We start from the raw sequence: 15,657 nt of genomic DNA, 5'->3' as shown, positions 1-15,657 counted from the left end.
CTGCTGGATGTCGTTGTAGTGCGGTAGGTAGTTGGCTTCCGCGGCGAATCGCCCGTTGCGTGGCGTGCTCATTTAGTGACCTTTCGGGTTGGCCCAAATTCATCGGCCGCTGAGCTGGACAGCCTTGACGATGAGCAGGACGGCGCCGACGACGAGGTAGCCGCGCAGCGCAATCATGCCTAGACGGGTCCCTGGCGACCAGGTCACGGGCTCTAACAAGGTCAGTGGTGGCATTCGCCAGCTATTGCGGTCAATAGGCCGCGCCGGGCTCGATGCCGCCGGTGGTGAGGGCTGGCGGCGACCCATCCAACGAAGTGCCGGTACCGTGGCTGCGGCGAGGATGACCAACGTCAGTGCCAGGTAGCCGGCGACAACGATCACGTTGAGGTCGGGGAACAAGGTAGTCGCGATCAGGATTCCCGACAGCAGCAGCAGGACGCCGACGATCAGCCCGGCAACCCAGTTGAGCCAGGGCCGGTTCACCCAGGGGCCCAATACTTCCCGGTCGTTGCACAGCAGCAGGAGGAACACGCTGGCGCTGGGCAACAGCAAGCCAGCGAGGGCCTGCACGGCGGTGGTGATCAATCCAAGGGGGGCGCCAGGGATCAGCACGATCGCTGCCGCAAACGCCACCATTGCGCTGTAGGAAAGGTAGAAAGGTTTGGCATCGGCAAACCCCCGGTGCAGCGAGTGTTTCAGGCCGAATACGTCGCCAAAGGCGTAGCTGGTGGCCAGGGTCACTGCGGCGGCGCCGAGGATCGAGGCGTCCATCAGCACGATCGCGAACAACCAGCCGAGCGTCGAATTGTGTTGGCCCAGTAGATGCGAGATGGCGCCGGCGTCGGTGAAACCACCTGTGGTGTTAGTGGAGCGCGCCGCCCAATCGCCGATCATGACCAGCGCGGTGGCGCCGATCACCACGATGAACGCCCCCAACACGGTGTCGGCGCGCTCATAGCCCATAAATCGAGGTGTAATGCGCTTGTCGACGACGTTGGACTGCTGAAAAAACAGCTGCCAAGGCGCCACGGTGGTGCCGACGATGGCAATGATCAAAAGCACCGCATCCGAGGTCACGCCGCCGGAGATGTTCGGCACCACAAATGATTTGGCGGCCTGGGCCCACTGTGGGTGCGCTATCAGCAGGATTGGGATCTGCGCCAAAGTGATGGCAATGAAGACAAACATGGCCCGCTCCCAACGGCGAAAGCTGCCGCTGGCCATGATCGCGATGAGCGCGACCGCTGAAACCGGAACGACAATATATTTGGAGATACCGATGTAGGTGGCGGCCAAAGTGATGCCGATGAACTCGGTGACGATCGTGAGGAAGTTGAGCAGGAACAGGTCGCCGACGGAGAACCAGCCCCAGCCGCGACCAAAGCGTTCGTTGATCAAGCGGGCGTGTCCGACGCCGGTAACCGCGCCCAGCCGGACCACCATCTCTTGGTTGACAATGAGCACCGGGATGAGCAGGAGTAGCACCCACAGCAGGGAGTAGCCATAATTTTGGCCAGCTTGGGTGTAGGTGGCCACCCCGCCGGCATCGTTATCGCCGACCATCACAATGATTCCGGGACCCACAATGGCAAGCAGCGTCAGCAGCCGCGTCTTGAACGTGCGGGGATGGTCGGTCTCCTCGACGTTAATGCGCCCGAAGGCGCCCTCGATATCACCGAGGTGAGCCGAGTCAAGCACAGCGGTGCGCTTCGGTGGTGGCGACTCGGATCGGTGAGTCGCTGCTGCGTGGCCGGTCGCGTTCTCTTCGCCGGAGGTCACCGCGCCTCACTGTTAGGTGCAGGCGCATCGCGATCGTCATCTGGTGGGGTGATTTCGCGGACCGGGCGGGGGGCGGGTTCGCGGCGACGCCAATCCTCGGGGATCGTAGCTTCTAGCACGTCATCGACGGTGACAACCCCGAGCACGCGATCCTGGCCGTCGACGACGGGGATGGAGTAGAGGTTGAAGTCGGCCATCAATAGGGCGACGTCGGTCAGATCGGCTTCGGCGCCGACCCGGATTGGGTCGCAATCCATCAGTGCTTCAACGGTGTGACCGGGTTCGGCTTGCAGCAGGTCGATCACCGACACGACACCAGCCAGGCGGTTGTCTTCATCAAGGACATGCATCTTGACCAATGCCTCGGGCTGTATCGTCGTGGCGCCCGCGATCACTGCCAGCGCCGTGCCCGCGGTGGTGCTTGCGGCGCAGGAGACGAAGTCGACATTCATCAGGCCGCCGGCACTGTCGGGGTTAAAGCCCATCAGGGTGATCACCTTCGTGCGCTGCGGGCCCGGCATCAGCTCCAGCACGCGCCTGCGCCGCGATTGACGCAGGTCTGCGATCGCGTCGGCGGCGTCGTCGGCGCGCATCCGGCCCAATAGTGCGGCGACCTCGTCATCGGCCATGTCATTGAGCAATCGGCTGGCCTTGTCAGGGTCAAGTTCTTCGAACACGTCGGCTTCCAATTCCGGGTCGCTGCGGACCCGGTCGAGGATCTCGCCGCCCTCGGCTTTGTCAGCGTCTTCGAGAAGATCAGCGATGTCCGCGGGTTTGAACCCGCTGAGCCGGCCTGACTGACGTCGCGATGCACCGGAGCGGGCGTGGCCGATCAGGGGTTCGAATGCCTTCCAATCTCGGGCCGCATGCCCACCCCGGCTTTTGATTAGTCCGAAGAACCGCGCCGGGCGGCGAGTATCCAGACGGACAAGCACCCACCCGCCCCCGGTATCTTCGAGCTCCACGTCATAGGCGCGTACCAACTCCACGGCAGCCACATCGATCAACCGGTGTCCTAGCACATCAGTGCGCAGCAACACCTCGCCGTCGCGGCGTTCGAAACCGCGCAGATCGATTTTGTGTGTCGCCAAGACCACGCGGTCTGGGGCGTACTGGGAAATGGAGGGGCTGCCGATGAACACCCGCCGCCTCCCCACCACAGCGACGATCCCACTCACCAGCGGATGCTCGTCGGCGCCGCGCAGCCGCACAATCACGTCCTGCACCCGGCCCACAGCCTCGCCCGACCGGGCCAGGACCGGCGCGTGCAGCAACTCTGAGAGATGCATAACCGGGTGCGCCCCGGCCTGCTTAGCTGGCGTTTCGGGTCCACTCACTTCTGCTCACCTTTCTTACCGGGCGCTCGTCGGGCTCAGGATGCCGTAGCCCACTCGAACGGGTAACCCTCGCGAGTCACGCGCTTCGGCGATTCGCTGCGGGGGAGACGCGACAGCATGGGCAATCAATTGGCGACCAGGGCCGACATCGCGTCCTGATACCGCCGCCCCGGCGGTACTTGACGATCCTGGACGGGCCGTAGATTCGTTGCATCGTTACGTTGAATCGTGACTCGATGGCTTTGGCCCAGCAAGTGGTTTGATGCGTCCGGCGCGCACGCCATTGGCGATGACGACGACCTCGGTGAGCTCATGCACGAATACCACCGCAGCCAAACCCATGGTCCCGAACAGCGACAGCGGCATCAGCACGGTGATGATCGCCAGTGATAGCCCGACGTTTTGCAACATGATCTGCCGGGAACGACGGGCATGGTTCAGCGCTTGGGGCAGATGGCGCAGGTCCTGGCCCATCAGCGCGACGTCGGCGGTTTCGATGGCGACGTCGGTTCCCATGGCGCCCATAGCGATTCCCAGGTCGGCGGCGGCCAGGGCCGGAGCATCGTTGACGCCGTCGCCAACCATCGCGGTCCGCCGCTGGGCACGTAGCTCTGCGACCAGGTGTGCCTTGTCCTCGGGACGCAGCTCGGCGTACACGTGCTCGATTCCGGCTTCGGCGGCCAAAGCTGAAGCGGTGGCGCGGTTGTCGCCGGTGAGCATTGCCACCTGGTAGTTGCCGGCTCGCAGTTCGGCGACGACCTCGGCGGCTTCCGGACGTAGTTCGTCGCGTACGGCGATGGCCCCGAGTAGCCGCCCGTCGCGTTCGACGAGAACCGTTGTGGCTCCGGCTTGTTGCATGCGCATGACGTCCTCGGCGAGGCCGGCTGGGTCCAGCCAGCCAGGGCGTCCCAGTCGAACATCATGGCCGTCGAGCCGCCCGGTCAATCCGGCACCGGGGATGGCGTGCACGTCGCTAGCCGCGGCGACCGACGTTCGGGTCGTGGCAAGAATGGCCGCGGCCAGTGGGTGCTCGCTGCGGGCTTCCAGCGCGGCTGCCGTAGCCAGCACCTCCTCGCGAGTGGCGCCCCCAGTGGTGACGACTTCGATGACCGCAGGCCGATTGGCCGTCAGGGTGCCGGTCTTGTCCAGGGCAATTGCGCCGAGGGTGCCCATGCCTTCCAGGGCGGCGCCACCTTTGATGAGTACACCGAACTTGGCGGCCGCCCCGATGGAGGCCACCACCGACACGGGCACCGCGATGGCCAACGCGCATGGAGAGGCAGCAACCAGTACCACCAGAGCACGTTCGATCCAGACGGCAGGGCTACCGAAAATGCTGCCCACCCCGGCGATCGCGGCCCCGGCGATCATGATGCCCGGCACCAGCGGTCGCGCGACGCGGTCGGCCAGTCGCTGACTGGCGCCCTTGCGCGCCTGCTCGGCTTCCACGATGTGCACGATGCGCGCCAGCGAGTTGTCTTCTGCCGTTGCGGTGACCTGCACCAGCAGCGCGCCGGAACCGTTGATCGACCCGGCGAACACGTCGTCGCCGGGTCCGGCTTCGACCGGTACCGACTCACCGGTGATCGCGGAGACGTCCAACGAAGTGCGACCGTCACGAATGATGCCGTCAGTGGCCAGACGTTCAGCTGGTTTGACGATCATTTGATCACCGACCTGAAGGTCGGCTGCGGCCACCACGGTTTCGCTGCCCGCGCGCAGCACTGTGGCCTGATCCGGCACCAGCGACAGCAACGCGCGCAAGCCGCGGCGCGTACGCGACACCGCGAATTCCTCCAAGCCCTCACTGATGGAGAACAAGAACGCCAGCATGGCAGCCTCGCCGACCTGACCGAGACCCACGGCGCCGGCCGCAGCGATGGTCATCAACGTGCCGACACCGATGCGGCCCTGCGTAAGTCGCTTGATGGCCGACGGCACGAACGTCGAGGCCCCCACCGCCAAGGCGACGACTTTGAATGCCAGAGCGACCGGCCCCAGTGGAGTGACCCATGCGGTGATCACCGACCCCGTCAGCAACACCCCGGACAACGCAGCGCGCCGCAGCTTGACGACCTGCCAGAGCCGCTCCGGCGCGTCCTCGCTGTCATCATGGTCGCAACAGCCATCGCTAACCGTCTGCGGAGGACGACCTTTCTCAAAATCGCACGAGCCCGACCGCACCCGCGTGCTCCAGTCGATGACTCGTTGCACCACACCGGGCTTGCGGCCGTCCGCCGAGTGCGGGGTACGCGGTGGTACCGACGCTACCGGGATGTGCTCAGCATCGGCGATCGCCGACAGGACGGCGGCGGTGTCGCAGCGCTCAGGCGCGTACCAGATCACCACTGAGGCGGTGCGCGGATAGGCCCGCACGGCTTCGACGCCGGTGACCATACCAACGGCGTCCTCAATCGCGACCGCGCGGCCGGTGTCGAATCGAAACCCGCTGGCGTGCACCCGCATTCGTCGCGCCGTCGCAGACACAACGCTCAGCTTGAGGCCAGCATCGGGATGCGCAGCGGTGGTCGGCATCATCAGCCCTCCTAGCGGTATAGCAGAGCGCCCTTCTCATCGCGGATGTAAAGCTCTCCTATCCGCCGAGGAGTGCCCAGCGTGCGATGTCAGCTACAGCAGTCGTCGGCTACGGGGTCGACCGGAAGGGAGGCGTTGTCACCGATCCGATCGCGAGCTTCGGCGACCACGTCGGCAACTTTCAGCCGTGCGGCTTCGGCCGCCACCTCGGCGCGCCGGGTTCCCCGCAGGCCCCATTCTGTGGCGGTCACCGCTGCGCGGTGGACGGGAGTTTTTCCCACCGCCTTGCGCAACACTTCGTAGGCACTCACCCCGACGAGCCCGGTAAATACCGTCCCGGTCGCCCTGATCAGTAGTCCATGTGCAACCACGGCTAACCCTCCTCATCTTCTGCTTGCTCGTCGCGATTCGGCGAGCCCGCTCATCGACTAGCCGGCATGGTGCGGACTCCCTCGAACGTGGCTTGCTCACCACCGCAAGGCTGATCGGTGTCCACCGCGAGAACGACCTGAACCAACTCGCTCAGGGCACGCGCGAGGTGACTATCGGCCAGGGCATAACGAACCTGGCGGCCCTCATACGTTGCGATAACCAGGCCGCAGCCCCGTAAGCACGACAGATGGTTGGACACATTGGATCGGGTCAATCCCAGGTGCGAAGCCAACAGGCCGGGATAGCAAACTCCATCCAGCAGCGCGACAAGAATTCGGCACCGCGTCGGATCGGCCAGCGCCCGGCCCAGTCGCGACAACGCCGATTCCCGCACCTCACACGTCAGCATGGCCGCAACTGTACAGTTGTCGCTGATATAACAGCAACGGCTGAACTATGGTTCCGAATCGCGGTGCACCTGTGATGTGTGGCGTCGGTATGCAGTCGACGGGTTTGGGAATTCCGCGGCGGGGCATGCGCAGCCGGGGTTGTGGCGGTCAAAGAACCCTATTTCTCAGTCGTAGGTTGCGGGAAACCTTGTCCCAGTATCGATTCCACCGGGCAGTGTGGGCATCGGTCCACGTCATGGGGCCTCCGTCTTCAGGGCGGTGTCTAGTTGCGCCCGATGCCGGGCGCAAACCGCCCAACCGCGGCGCGGTAATCGGTGTAGGCGCGGCCGTGGATACGGGCCAGATACGGCTCTTCGACGACACGGACCTGAACCTCGATGGCCGCCAGCAGGACCACGAACGCGGCCAGGGCCAGCGGGTTGGGCGTCATCAAAGCGATGCCGGCGGCGAAGACGAGCATGGCAGCGAAGATGGGATTGCGGACCCAGCCGAACACACCCGTGCGTACCAAGGTGGTGGTTTCGTCGGGGTCGACCCCGATCCGCCAGGATTCACCCATGCCGTGTTGGGCGCAGAGGGTGGCGGCGAGTCCTGCGATCGCCGCCACCACCCCGGACGCTTGGACAGCGGGTGCGTGCAGGACCGGCATCGGAGTGAGGATTTCACCGAGTTGCAGCAGCGGGGCAGCCACACCGGCGAGGATGGCGCCCACGAATCCGACGCCGGCCCACCATTCCAGCGAGCCGGGACGTCCACTGACGCCGCGAAATCCGGTCGAGCCGGTGCGCCGCTGCTGGGTCCAGCTGCGCCAGCCGAACCCGAGTGCGGCGAAGACGAGGTAGAGCGTCAGCGCGGACACAGGCATCATGGTCAGTCCTGTCCTGTGCGAACCGGCGACAGCTTGCGCGATTGCTTGCTGTACGGTGGCGACGCCGCGGGTTGCTCGCTAGCGGTGCCGACGGGCTCCCCCGTCGAGTGTTCGTTCGCGGTCGGGGATTGACCGTTCATCAGGCGGTAGCGGATCAGTCGAGAGCTGTTGGTGACCACCGCGACCGAGGATGCGTTGTGCAGGATCGCGGCCAGCACCGGAGACAGGGCCCCTCCGGCGCCCATGAGCAGACCGACGGAGTTGACGGCGATGGACATGCCGTAGTTCTGCCGGATCACCGCGACGGCTCGCGCACCCAGATCGGGTACATCGAGCAGGCGCTGCAGGTTGTCGTTGGCCAGTGCGATATCGGCGGTTTCCACTGCGACGTCGGTGCCGGCCAGACCCATGGCGATCCCGATATCGGCGGTCGCCAGTGCCGGCGCGTCATTGACGCCATCACCGATCATCGCGACGACGTAACCCTCGTCCTGCAGTTGGCGCACCGCCTGAAGCTTGTCTTCGGGCAGCACCTCGGCGCGCCACTCGTCGATACCGAGTTCGCCGGCCACCACCTCGGCGGTATCCGGATGATCACCAGTCAGCATCACGATGCGCCCAATGCCCTTGCTGCGCAACTTGTTCAGCACATCGGCGGCCTCGGGGCGGATTTCGTCGCGCAGGCTGATCAGCCCGACCAGCGTGCCGTCCACCGCCAGCAACAGCGGGGTCTCAGCCTGGCGCCGCAATTTGTCAACCCACTCGGTTGCCTTCTTGGACACGCGGACCTTTTCGGCACGCAGCAGCGACGGGCTGCCCAACAGCAAAACGCGGCCATCAGCCCAGGTGCGCATGCCCAGGCCGACCAATACTTCGCACTGTTCGTGCGGCGGGATCGTGATGTGGCGTTCGTTGGTCGAGCGGATCACCGCTTCGGCCAGCGGATGACGCGAATGGATCTCAGAGCTGGCCGCATAGGCCAAGACCTCTTCGGGCTGCCAGTCCTTCTGGAAGGCAACGACATTCGTCACGACGGGGCGCCCAACGGTGAGCGTCCCGGTCTTGTCGAACACGATGGCGTTCACCCGCCCGGCTTGTTCGAGGTGCGATCCGCCCTTGATCAGAATGCCGCGGCGCGCCCCGTTGCCGATCGCTGCGCTGATCGCAGTCGGGGTCGACAATCCCACCGCGCATGGACACGCGATCAACAGCATGGTCATCGCGCGCCGGATGTCGCCGGTCAGCAGCAGGGTTGCCGCGGACACGATGAACGAGATCGGGACAAATCGGCGCGAGAAGTTCTCACCGACCGTTTGAATCGGCGCCCGATCGTGCTGGGCCTCCTCGACGCGGGAAATGATGCGCCCGATCGTGGTTTCGCTGCCCACCGCGGCCGCGCGCACCACGAGGCGTCCGCGTACCACCACCGATCCGGCGTGCACGCGGGAGCCGACGACCATGCTGACCGGCAACGTTTCGCCGGTGATCGCCGACTGGTCGACTACCGCTTCGCCGTCGAGCACCTCGCCGTCCACCGGGATCGCCACGTGATCGTGAATGACGACCTCGTCACCGATTTGCAAGGTATCGATGGGCACCTGGACTTCGCTGCCATCATTAACCCTGATCCAGGCGGTGTCCGCGGTGCCGCGCAACAGGTCGGCGATGGCCCGCCGGGTGCGGCGCAGCGTCAGGTCCTGCAGGTACTCGCCGATATTGAGCAGCCACAACACGGTCAGCGCGACCACGTTCTCCCGCAACACCATGCTGGCCACCGTGGCCACCGTCACCAGGGTGTCGGTGCCCGCTCGGCCAGAACGAAGCGAACGTAGCGCCCCGCGGAAGAACGGATAGCCCATGAACACCGTCGCGCCGGTGGCCACCAGCTGACCCTTGGGCCCCAGCAGCGGCGGGCGGCGGAAACCGTAGCGGCGCACACCCAACAACACCAGCGCCGCCCCGCCGACCGCAAGGCGCAGCACCTCGGTGTTGCGAACATCAGCCGAGCGCGGCGTACGCGCGGGAATCAGCTCGGCAGCGACGTCTTTGGCCGCCGCAATGGCCGCCATGATCGCCGAGCGATCACAACGCTTGGGTGAATACCACACCACGACCGATCCGGTGTGGGGATAGGCGTGCACCGCGCGCACCCCGGTCTGCTTGTCCACCTTGTCTTCGACGGCCACCGCACGACGGGAATCCGAACGAACCCACGGAACATGCAATCTCATCCGCCCCGCCGCATCGGAGAGAATTTCTACGGCGGTGTCCTCGACAACAGTCATAACAGCGATCAGTGGTCGTGGTCGTGGACCGCGGCCGCAGCCGGCGGGGAAGCCTCTTCACCGATGCGTTCACGCGCCTCGGCGACCACGTCAGCCGCCTTCAGCCGAGCCGACTCCGCTACCACTTCTGCACGACGCGTCCCTCGCAAACTCAACTCCGCGGCCGCGACCGTCGCCCGACGCACCGGCGCCCCACCAGCCGCCTTACGCAACAGCTCATAGGCACTCACGCCCACCAATCCGGTGAACACCGTAGCGGCCGCCTTCGCCGCTAGCGCATGCGGAAACATCAACTTCCTCCTCGTGTTCGGCCCTGTCGGGCGCATTTCACCTACTACTCATTCGACCGTAACATAGATACATCGCAATATCACTATGAATTTCGGTTGGGCCAACCGGCCGGGGGCGCCGGCAAGCAAAGCGCAGCCGCCAGCCCGCGCGTAGCACCTGCATCGGCTGCGACTGCCAGGCGTCGTGCCGACGGGGTGGTCAGCGTGGGGGGGCCTCGGTACTAACCGGTCCATCAAGGGGGAGGGCCTCACGACGGCACCATGCGCCGTGAAGTTGGTCAGATGCGAGCCCGGCTGTCCGATCGCCGCTGGCCGCCGCCGACGGCGACTCAACATTTGGGCTGGATAAACTTGACAGTGCGCGACTGTGGGATGTGGAGGCCACTGGGTCGGGCATGCACGGAAGTTGAAGGCAATGCCGCCGGCGCAATCGTCAGTGGTGTCCGCCCCGATATCCTCCGTGGTGACCACCGTAATAGCCCTCTCCGAACAATCCACCCAAAAATCCTCTAGGGCGGGGATTTTCGACGTACACGGGCTGCGCTGGGTACTGCGCAGGCGCATACCCTCCCGGCGGTGGCGCGGGTTGGGGTGGCTGTTGGGCGGCGTAGAACTTGGCCTCGGCCTCGGAGAGTTGCTCTAGTTCGCCCCGGTCCAGGAAGACGCCGCCGCAACCCGTGCACTGATCGATCGTCACCCCGAAGCGCTGCACCGGCAGCATCTGCGACACACACCGCGGACACAGCAGCGTTGACTCTTTGGCCTCCATTGATCCGCGCTCGTCTGCCATTTGGACCTCCCTAATCAGGCAACGGCGATGCCTTACCCGCCCAGACTAACAAACTATAAACGCATGCGCATATACGAATGCGCATGACTTGGGCTCCGCGGTTACCCCGCCGTCGCCTGATCAGCAAGGGAGCGATGCGAGCGCTCGGGGGCCGATATCGCGCGGGCCAATCGGGTGCTGCGCCGCCGGCTATACAGCAGGCTGGCCACCGCGACAGCCAGGCAGGCGGCAGCTGGAAGAAGCAGTGCGTTGTGGCCGAACCGGCCGCCAATGAGGGCGCCCGTCGCGCCGCCGCCGACGAATAGCACCACGGTCGTCGTCAGCACCGCGGCCTTCCACTTGTCCATCCCGTGGCGGCGGCTGCGGCCCAGTATCAATCCGAGGTCGGTGATGGTGCCGGTGAAGTGCGTGGTGCGGATCGACATTCCGGGAGCGTTCGAGGTCATCGCGTTTTGCAGCCCGCACGCGGCCGCCGCCAGCAGCGCCTTGAAACCGGGAATCTCGATACCGGCTGCGGCCACCAGCAGCGCGGCCTCGGCGAGCAGGACCGCGGCGTGGCGCGCACTGGTGTGGGTTTGCACCGGCGCCAGTACAGCGCCGGCCCCGGCGGCTCCGGCCAAAAATCCGCCTACGATCAGCGCGATCATGCAGCTCTCGTACAGCAGCGGATTGGCTGAGTCCATGCCCAGCTTGGTGCTCAGTGCGGTCAGGTTGCCCACCGGAAACGCCAAGACCAGCAGTGCCACCGAATTGATGAAGCCAGCAACCCCGGCTAGCACCCCGCTGTAGCCCAGCACCAATACCCGCAGTGAGCGTGTTTCGCGGGTTGGCTTGTGCGGCATGGTTTCTCCTTCCGTAGACCGGAGGCTGGTTATGGTCCGTGGTGGGTCTGTCAGGCGCCGGTGAAACGATGCGTCGGGCCGTGTGGACCCTCGCAGTGCGCATGCTCGCCGGCTGCACCCTGCCTGCCGATTTCGGAGGCTTCGTGGTCGAGCTGCAACGTGGTGTGGGAGATGCCATGCTCGTGGGCCAGCAGCTGCGCCAAGTCGTTTCGGGTGGCGTGGCAGTCGCGGCCCGGCGCGACGATCACGTGCGCCGACAGGGCCGGTTCACCTGAGGTGATTTCCCACACGTGCAAATCATGAACTTCCACGACGGAATCGTGAGCGGCCATGGCCTGCCCGATCGAGTCCGGATCGATACCTTGGGGCGCGGCCTCGAGAAAAACGAGGCTAGCGGCCCGCACCAATCCGATGCCGGCTCGCAGCATCAGCGCTACCACGACCAGCGTGGCGATCGCGTCCGCACGCCCGAACCCGGTGACCACGATCACCACCCCGGCCACGGCGGTGGCGATGAAGGCGAACAAGTCGTTGAGTATGTGCTGAAAAGCGCCCTCAACGTTCAGGCTGGCCCGGTTTGCCCGGCTGATCATCCACGTCGCCGCCAGGTTCACCACCACACCGACCAGCGCGGTGACTAGCACCAGTGCACCCGTCACCTGCGGCGGGTGGATCAGCCTTTTGATCGCCTCATAGGCCAGCCATGCCGCCAACACCAGCAAGGTCACGCCGTTGGCCTGCGCGGACAAAATCTCCACGCGCCGCCACCCGTAGGTCATCCGCCCCGACGCCGGACGCGCAGACAGCCGAATCGCCCACAACGCCAACGCAATCGAGGCCGCATCGGTGAGCATATGGGCCGCATCAGAGAGCAACGCCAATGACCCCGCGATGATCCCCACTACCACCTCGCCCAGCATGAACCCGGCGATCACTGCCAGCGCACCGCCCAGCCATCGCCGGTCAGAATCCGCCGACGTATGCCCGTGGGTGTGGCTATGGTTCTCGTTCATCGACGCCCCCCGACCGCCCGATCCATGTCGACAAACTATGCGTATATCGCGATATATGCAATGGCGGTGTCGAGTATTCCGGTGCCGTTCATCTGCCCCAGGCCCTAGCATCCGCAATCCTCGCCGCGCCACGATCGCCGCCCCTGCCAGACGGCGACGGCGGCGATGCCCAACCCGATGGCGGGGTCTAACCACCATCCGTTGCGCCATGCGAGGGTGACCGCCAAGCCGAGGAGGACTGCGGCCGCCTGTGCGGCGCACAGATAGTTTTGGATGCCCTTGCCGATTGTGGCGCCCGAGCCCAGCCGTGCGCCGAGTTTCTGTTGCGCGCGGCCCAGGATCGGCATCTGCACCAAGGCGGCAGCCGTCAAGACAACACCGACCAGCGACGTGTGTGACACGTGCTCTTTGAGTAGATGGTGCAGGGATTCAGCGGCAATGTAGGGGGCGCTGAGCCAAAACGACACCGCTACGCCACGTTGCGCACGGAGCTCGGCCGTCTCTGACAAGGTTCGCGTGCCGCTGAACCGCCAAATCACGACCAGGCTGGCCATCGCCTCGGGTGCGCTTCCTAATGCCCATGCGGTCAGTGCGACAGATCCTGTAGCCACGCCCTGCCACAGGCCGAGCGCCCCTTCGGCGACCACAAAGATCAGGCTGACCCAAGCCAGCCATCGCGCCCATCGTGCGGCAGCGTGCCATCGGGAATCGCGTTGAAATGTCATCGCTGTTCTCGAAGGGGTCGTGCTGCAACAGCTAAGGTCGTCGCTTCCCGGGGTGGCGGCTGATCCAAACTGCGTCATGAGACTCGCTCCACGAGTGAGCCGAGCGCGCCGTTAGACCCGCGGTGACAACGCTGCGAAATACACGCTGTTGGTCCGATTGGCTCGGTGCCTTTAGCGACGACTGGCGCGGCGCTCATTAGTACGCCGCGGGCGGCGACTGAGTCAACTATTTCCATGACTGGCTCTGCGGGTTCAGCGGTCCGCTGACGGGCGGTGTCACGAACCGCGGCCGGAGACCGGGCGCGATGGTGTGGTGGCGCATCAAAATTCTCCCGAACGACAAAGGCATTTGACGAAACGACTCCAGGTGGCGTCGCTTCACTGTTCTTAGACGCGGCCGACTGGCCCTGGGCCGCATGGTGAGTGAGGACGCCAGATAACGCGACGCAGCTTGGCTGCCGGGTCAACTCATCGAAAATATCGACAGGTCTTCGACCCATCCCGCGGGAAAGAATGCTCGTCAATCGAGCAGGGGGATTACCGGTAGACCGTGCAACGCCGTCTGATCTGGCGCCGACCTATCAGCGCCGTGCGAGACAAAATCGTGTTAGCAGGTCTTGACCGGCGACGGGTGTAGCGGGTCCTCGAGGTGGACCCCGTCTGGCCTGTCGCGCCCACACAAAGCAATAACCGACAACGGCCACCGCCGCGACCCCGGCGTACACCAGAAACGCGTCATCCCAGCGCGGGACATCCGCCACCGCCGTCGCTACGAGGCAGGAGTGCGACAGCCCGCTGTCGCACTGCGCGTGATCGCCATTTACCGCCGGTGCACCATTCGATGAGCTATCCGACTGCTGAGCCGCATCAACCGTGGCGGCCGCGTGCCACGCGTGCTCGGCGGCACCACCCAGCAACCAGAGTGCCGCGATGATGGCGATGGCCGATCGCAGCAGGGGAAGCTTGAGAAGGTCGCTATGCACAGTGCTTCCAAATGTAGCAGCGCTAGGCGTGTGCCTCCGACATTGCAACCTGGGGGGCTGCTGTGTCTTTCAGATCGAAACTGCGGCGTGTGAGGCGCTCGTTTCTTGTTGAATCCTGAATGGCGGTGTTGGTTCTCCTTCGGCACAATGGAGGTTCGCTGAGGCAGCCAAGCTCCGTTTTGTGTCTCCGAGATGCACAATGCCCGAATCGCTTGCTTGGCGCTCAACGCGTGGCTGAATCACCCAAGATGCTAGAAAAATCTGGAATCTCGACGCCTACCTGGTCCAGGTAGGCCCACTGACCACACCGGCGCTTCCCGGGCCGCCAGGCGCCTCCGAAACGCGGACCGCCAACCTCAATAGCTGACGTGAACGCGCATTCGTAGCGCGAACGCCATTTCGACTGGTTTGTGCCTACATAAGGAAGGAATAGGCAAGGCAGTGGGCGGGCGGCGGGATTGACCAAGCTGGCCGCGATGAGTTCGGAGGCGCCCGAACATGCGGGTGGTGCCGGCCATGGGACTCGCACCGGGCGGCGGCGCGGGGCAAAAAGTAGAGCGCAGCTGACGGTCAGTACGCGACGACGGCCCAGCGGCAATTGTTTCCATAACCGAATAAGAGCGTATCGGGTTGTTACCCGACATGGTCGCCGAAGTCGTGGCGGGCGATCGAAGCGATGCGTCAGTGCGACAATTGCGTTTCGACGGTCTCCCAACGGCAGGAAACGAACACGCCGGCAACAACGTTGATTGGGTTTCGCCGCCGTCGTGATCAGACATCCGACATTGTGTGCCGGCCATGGGTAATCTACTATGTGCGTACGTAGTTAGTGTATGACGGCGACCGGCGTCGAATGCTGTGCGGATCGGAGGGTGACGGTGCGGGTGCGGGGCTTCGGGGAGTTGGAAGCGGTGGTGATGGACCGCATCTGGGACCGGGATGGAACCACGACGGTCCGCGAGATTTTTGACGAGCTGGCCGCTGAACGCGAGATCGCCTACACGACAGTGATGTCGACCATGGACAACCTGCACACCAAGGGGTGGCTGGCGCGTGAGCGAGATGGCAAGGCCTACCGGTACTGGCCGGCGTTGACCCGCGAGCAGCACAGTGCGCAACTGATGCGCGAGGTGTTTGACGCCGGGGGGCGCTCTGAACTGGTGCTCAGCCACTTTCTCGAACAGATCAGTCCCGAGGAATCCGCGCATTTGCGTGCTGCGCTGCAGCGTCTGGCCAGAAGAACCCGGCGCAAGTAACCATTACCGGGCCGCCAGAGTCCTGCCTTTACCGCATCGAATAGGGCTGCGTTGCAGACGTATTGTTGAAAGTCATCTCGTGATCGCGGGCCGCTATGGTGGTCCCACGGGCCCGCCGGCCCCGTCCATCACGTCCTGCATCGTCGTGGTATCCCGTCGTGCACGAAACCAC

Annotated in this window: 14 protein-coding genes; 1 reads left to right on the top strand and 13 read right to left on the bottom strand. The window is 64.7% G+C overall.

The features are described 5' to 3' along the window. Positions 1 to 99: 99 nt before the first annotated feature. The 13 genes from G6N26_RS05580 to lpqS all read right to left on the bottom strand — a co-directional run bounded on the left by G6N26_RS05580 (position 100) and on the right by lpqS (position 14,229). The gene (locus G6N26_RS05580) at positions 100 to 1,779 is read right to left on the bottom strand and encodes an Nramp family divalent metal transporter (RefSeq protein WP_020822723.1); all 1,680 of its coding nucleotides are present in this window, start codon (positions 1,777 to 1,779) and stop codon (positions 100 to 102) included. Further along, positions 1,776 to 3,068: a magnesium transporter MgtE N-terminal domain-containing protein gene (locus G6N26_RS05575; protein ID WP_014711810.1), complete on the bottom strand. Its 1,293-nt coding sequence runs from the start codon at positions 3,066 to 3,068 to the stop codon at positions 1,776 to 1,778. The genes G6N26_RS05580 and G6N26_RS05575 overlap by 4 nt, the downstream gene beginning before the upstream one ends. A gap of 264 nt (positions 3,069 to 3,332) precedes the next feature. Continuing rightward, positions 3,333 to 5,654 carry a heavy metal translocating P-type ATPase gene (locus G6N26_RS05570; protein WP_014711809.1) on the bottom strand — a complete coding sequence of 774 codons (2,322 nt, stop codon included), beginning with the start codon at positions 5,652 to 5,654 and terminating at the stop codon, positions 3,333 to 3,335. Positions 5,655 to 5,740: 86 nt separating this feature from the next. Further along, positions 5,741 to 6,022, bottom strand: coding sequence for a DUF1490 family protein (locus G6N26_RS05565; RefSeq protein ID WP_014711808.1), 282 nt, complete (start codon positions 6,020 to 6,022; stop codon positions 5,741 to 5,743). A 50-nt stretch (positions 6,023 to 6,072) separates the two neighbouring features. Continuing rightward, the gene (gene cmtR / locus G6N26_RS05560; RefSeq protein WP_020822721.1) at positions 6,073 to 6,432 is read right to left on the bottom strand and encodes a Cd(II)/Pb(II)-sensing metalloregulatory transcriptional regulator CmtR; all 360 of its coding nucleotides are present in this window, start codon (positions 6,430 to 6,432) and stop codon (positions 6,073 to 6,075) included. Between the two features lie 263 nt (positions 6,433 to 6,695). Next, the gene (locus G6N26_RS05555; RefSeq protein ID WP_033712914.1) at positions 6,696 to 7,298 is read right to left on the bottom strand and encodes a methyltransferase family protein; all 603 of its coding nucleotides are present in this window, start codon (positions 7,296 to 7,298) and stop codon (positions 6,696 to 6,698) included. 5 nt (positions 7,299 to 7,303) lie between these two features. Further along, positions 7,304 to 9,586 (bottom strand): manganese-exporting P-type ATPase CtpC, encoded by a 2,283-nt coding sequence (gene ctpC / locus G6N26_RS05550; protein ID WP_020822720.1) that lies wholly within the window; start codon positions 9,584 to 9,586, stop codon positions 7,304 to 7,306. Positions 9,587 to 9,594: 8 nt separating this feature from the next. Then, positions 9,595 to 9,876 carry a DUF1490 family protein gene (locus G6N26_RS05545; protein ID WP_008257367.1) on the bottom strand — a complete coding sequence of 94 codons (282 nt, stop codon included), beginning with the start codon at positions 9,874 to 9,876 and terminating at the stop codon, positions 9,595 to 9,597. A gap of 433 nt (positions 9,877 to 10,309) precedes the next feature. Further along, positions 10,310 to 10,645: a TFIIB-type zinc ribbon-containing protein gene (locus G6N26_RS05540; RefSeq protein ID WP_014711804.1), complete on the bottom strand. Its 336-nt coding sequence runs from the start codon at positions 10,643 to 10,645 to the stop codon at positions 10,310 to 10,312. Positions 10,646 to 10,767: 122 nt separating this feature from the next. After that, positions 10,768 to 11,508, bottom strand: a complete 741-nt coding sequence (locus G6N26_RS05535) for a DUF1275 family protein (protein WP_014711803.1) — start codon at positions 11,506 to 11,508, stop codon at positions 10,768 to 10,770. Positions 11,509 to 11,558: 50 nt separating this feature from the next. Further along, positions 11,559 to 12,521, bottom strand: a complete 963-nt coding sequence (locus G6N26_RS05530; protein WP_014711802.1) for a cation diffusion facilitator family transporter — start codon at positions 12,519 to 12,521, stop codon at positions 11,559 to 11,561. Between the two features lie 104 nt (positions 12,522 to 12,625). After that, the gene (locus G6N26_RS05525; protein ID WP_020822717.1) at positions 12,626 to 13,246 is read right to left on the bottom strand and encodes a cation efflux transmembrane domain-containing protein; all 621 of its coding nucleotides are present in this window, start codon (positions 13,244 to 13,246) and stop codon (positions 12,626 to 12,628) included. Positions 13,247 to 13,827: 581 nt separating this feature from the next. Next, complete coding sequence (gene lpqS, locus G6N26_RS26640) at positions 13,828 to 14,229, bottom strand: putative copper homeostasis (lipo)protein LpqS (RefSeq protein WP_085976445.1); 402 nt, start codon at positions 14,227 to 14,229, stop codon at positions 13,828 to 13,830. Positions 14,230 to 15,107: 878 nt separating this feature from the next. Between lpqS and G6N26_RS05520 the strand changes: the two genes are divergently transcribed. Beyond that, on the top strand, positions 15,108 to 15,485 hold the full coding sequence (locus tag G6N26_RS05520; RefSeq protein ID WP_033712913.1) for a BlaI/MecI/CopY family transcriptional regulator: 378 nt from the start codon (positions 15,108 to 15,110) through the stop codon (positions 15,483 to 15,485). Positions 15,486 to 15,657: the final 172 nt, after the last annotated feature.

It is taken from the genome of Mycobacterium marseillense, assembly GCF_010731675.1.
Taxonomy (GTDB): domain Bacteria; phylum Actinomycetota; class Actinomycetes; order Mycobacteriales; family Mycobacteriaceae; genus Mycobacterium; species Mycobacterium marseillense.
The sequence above is the reverse complement of the archived record's forward strand: the minus strand, read 5'-3'. Positions and strand labels throughout refer to the sequence as shown.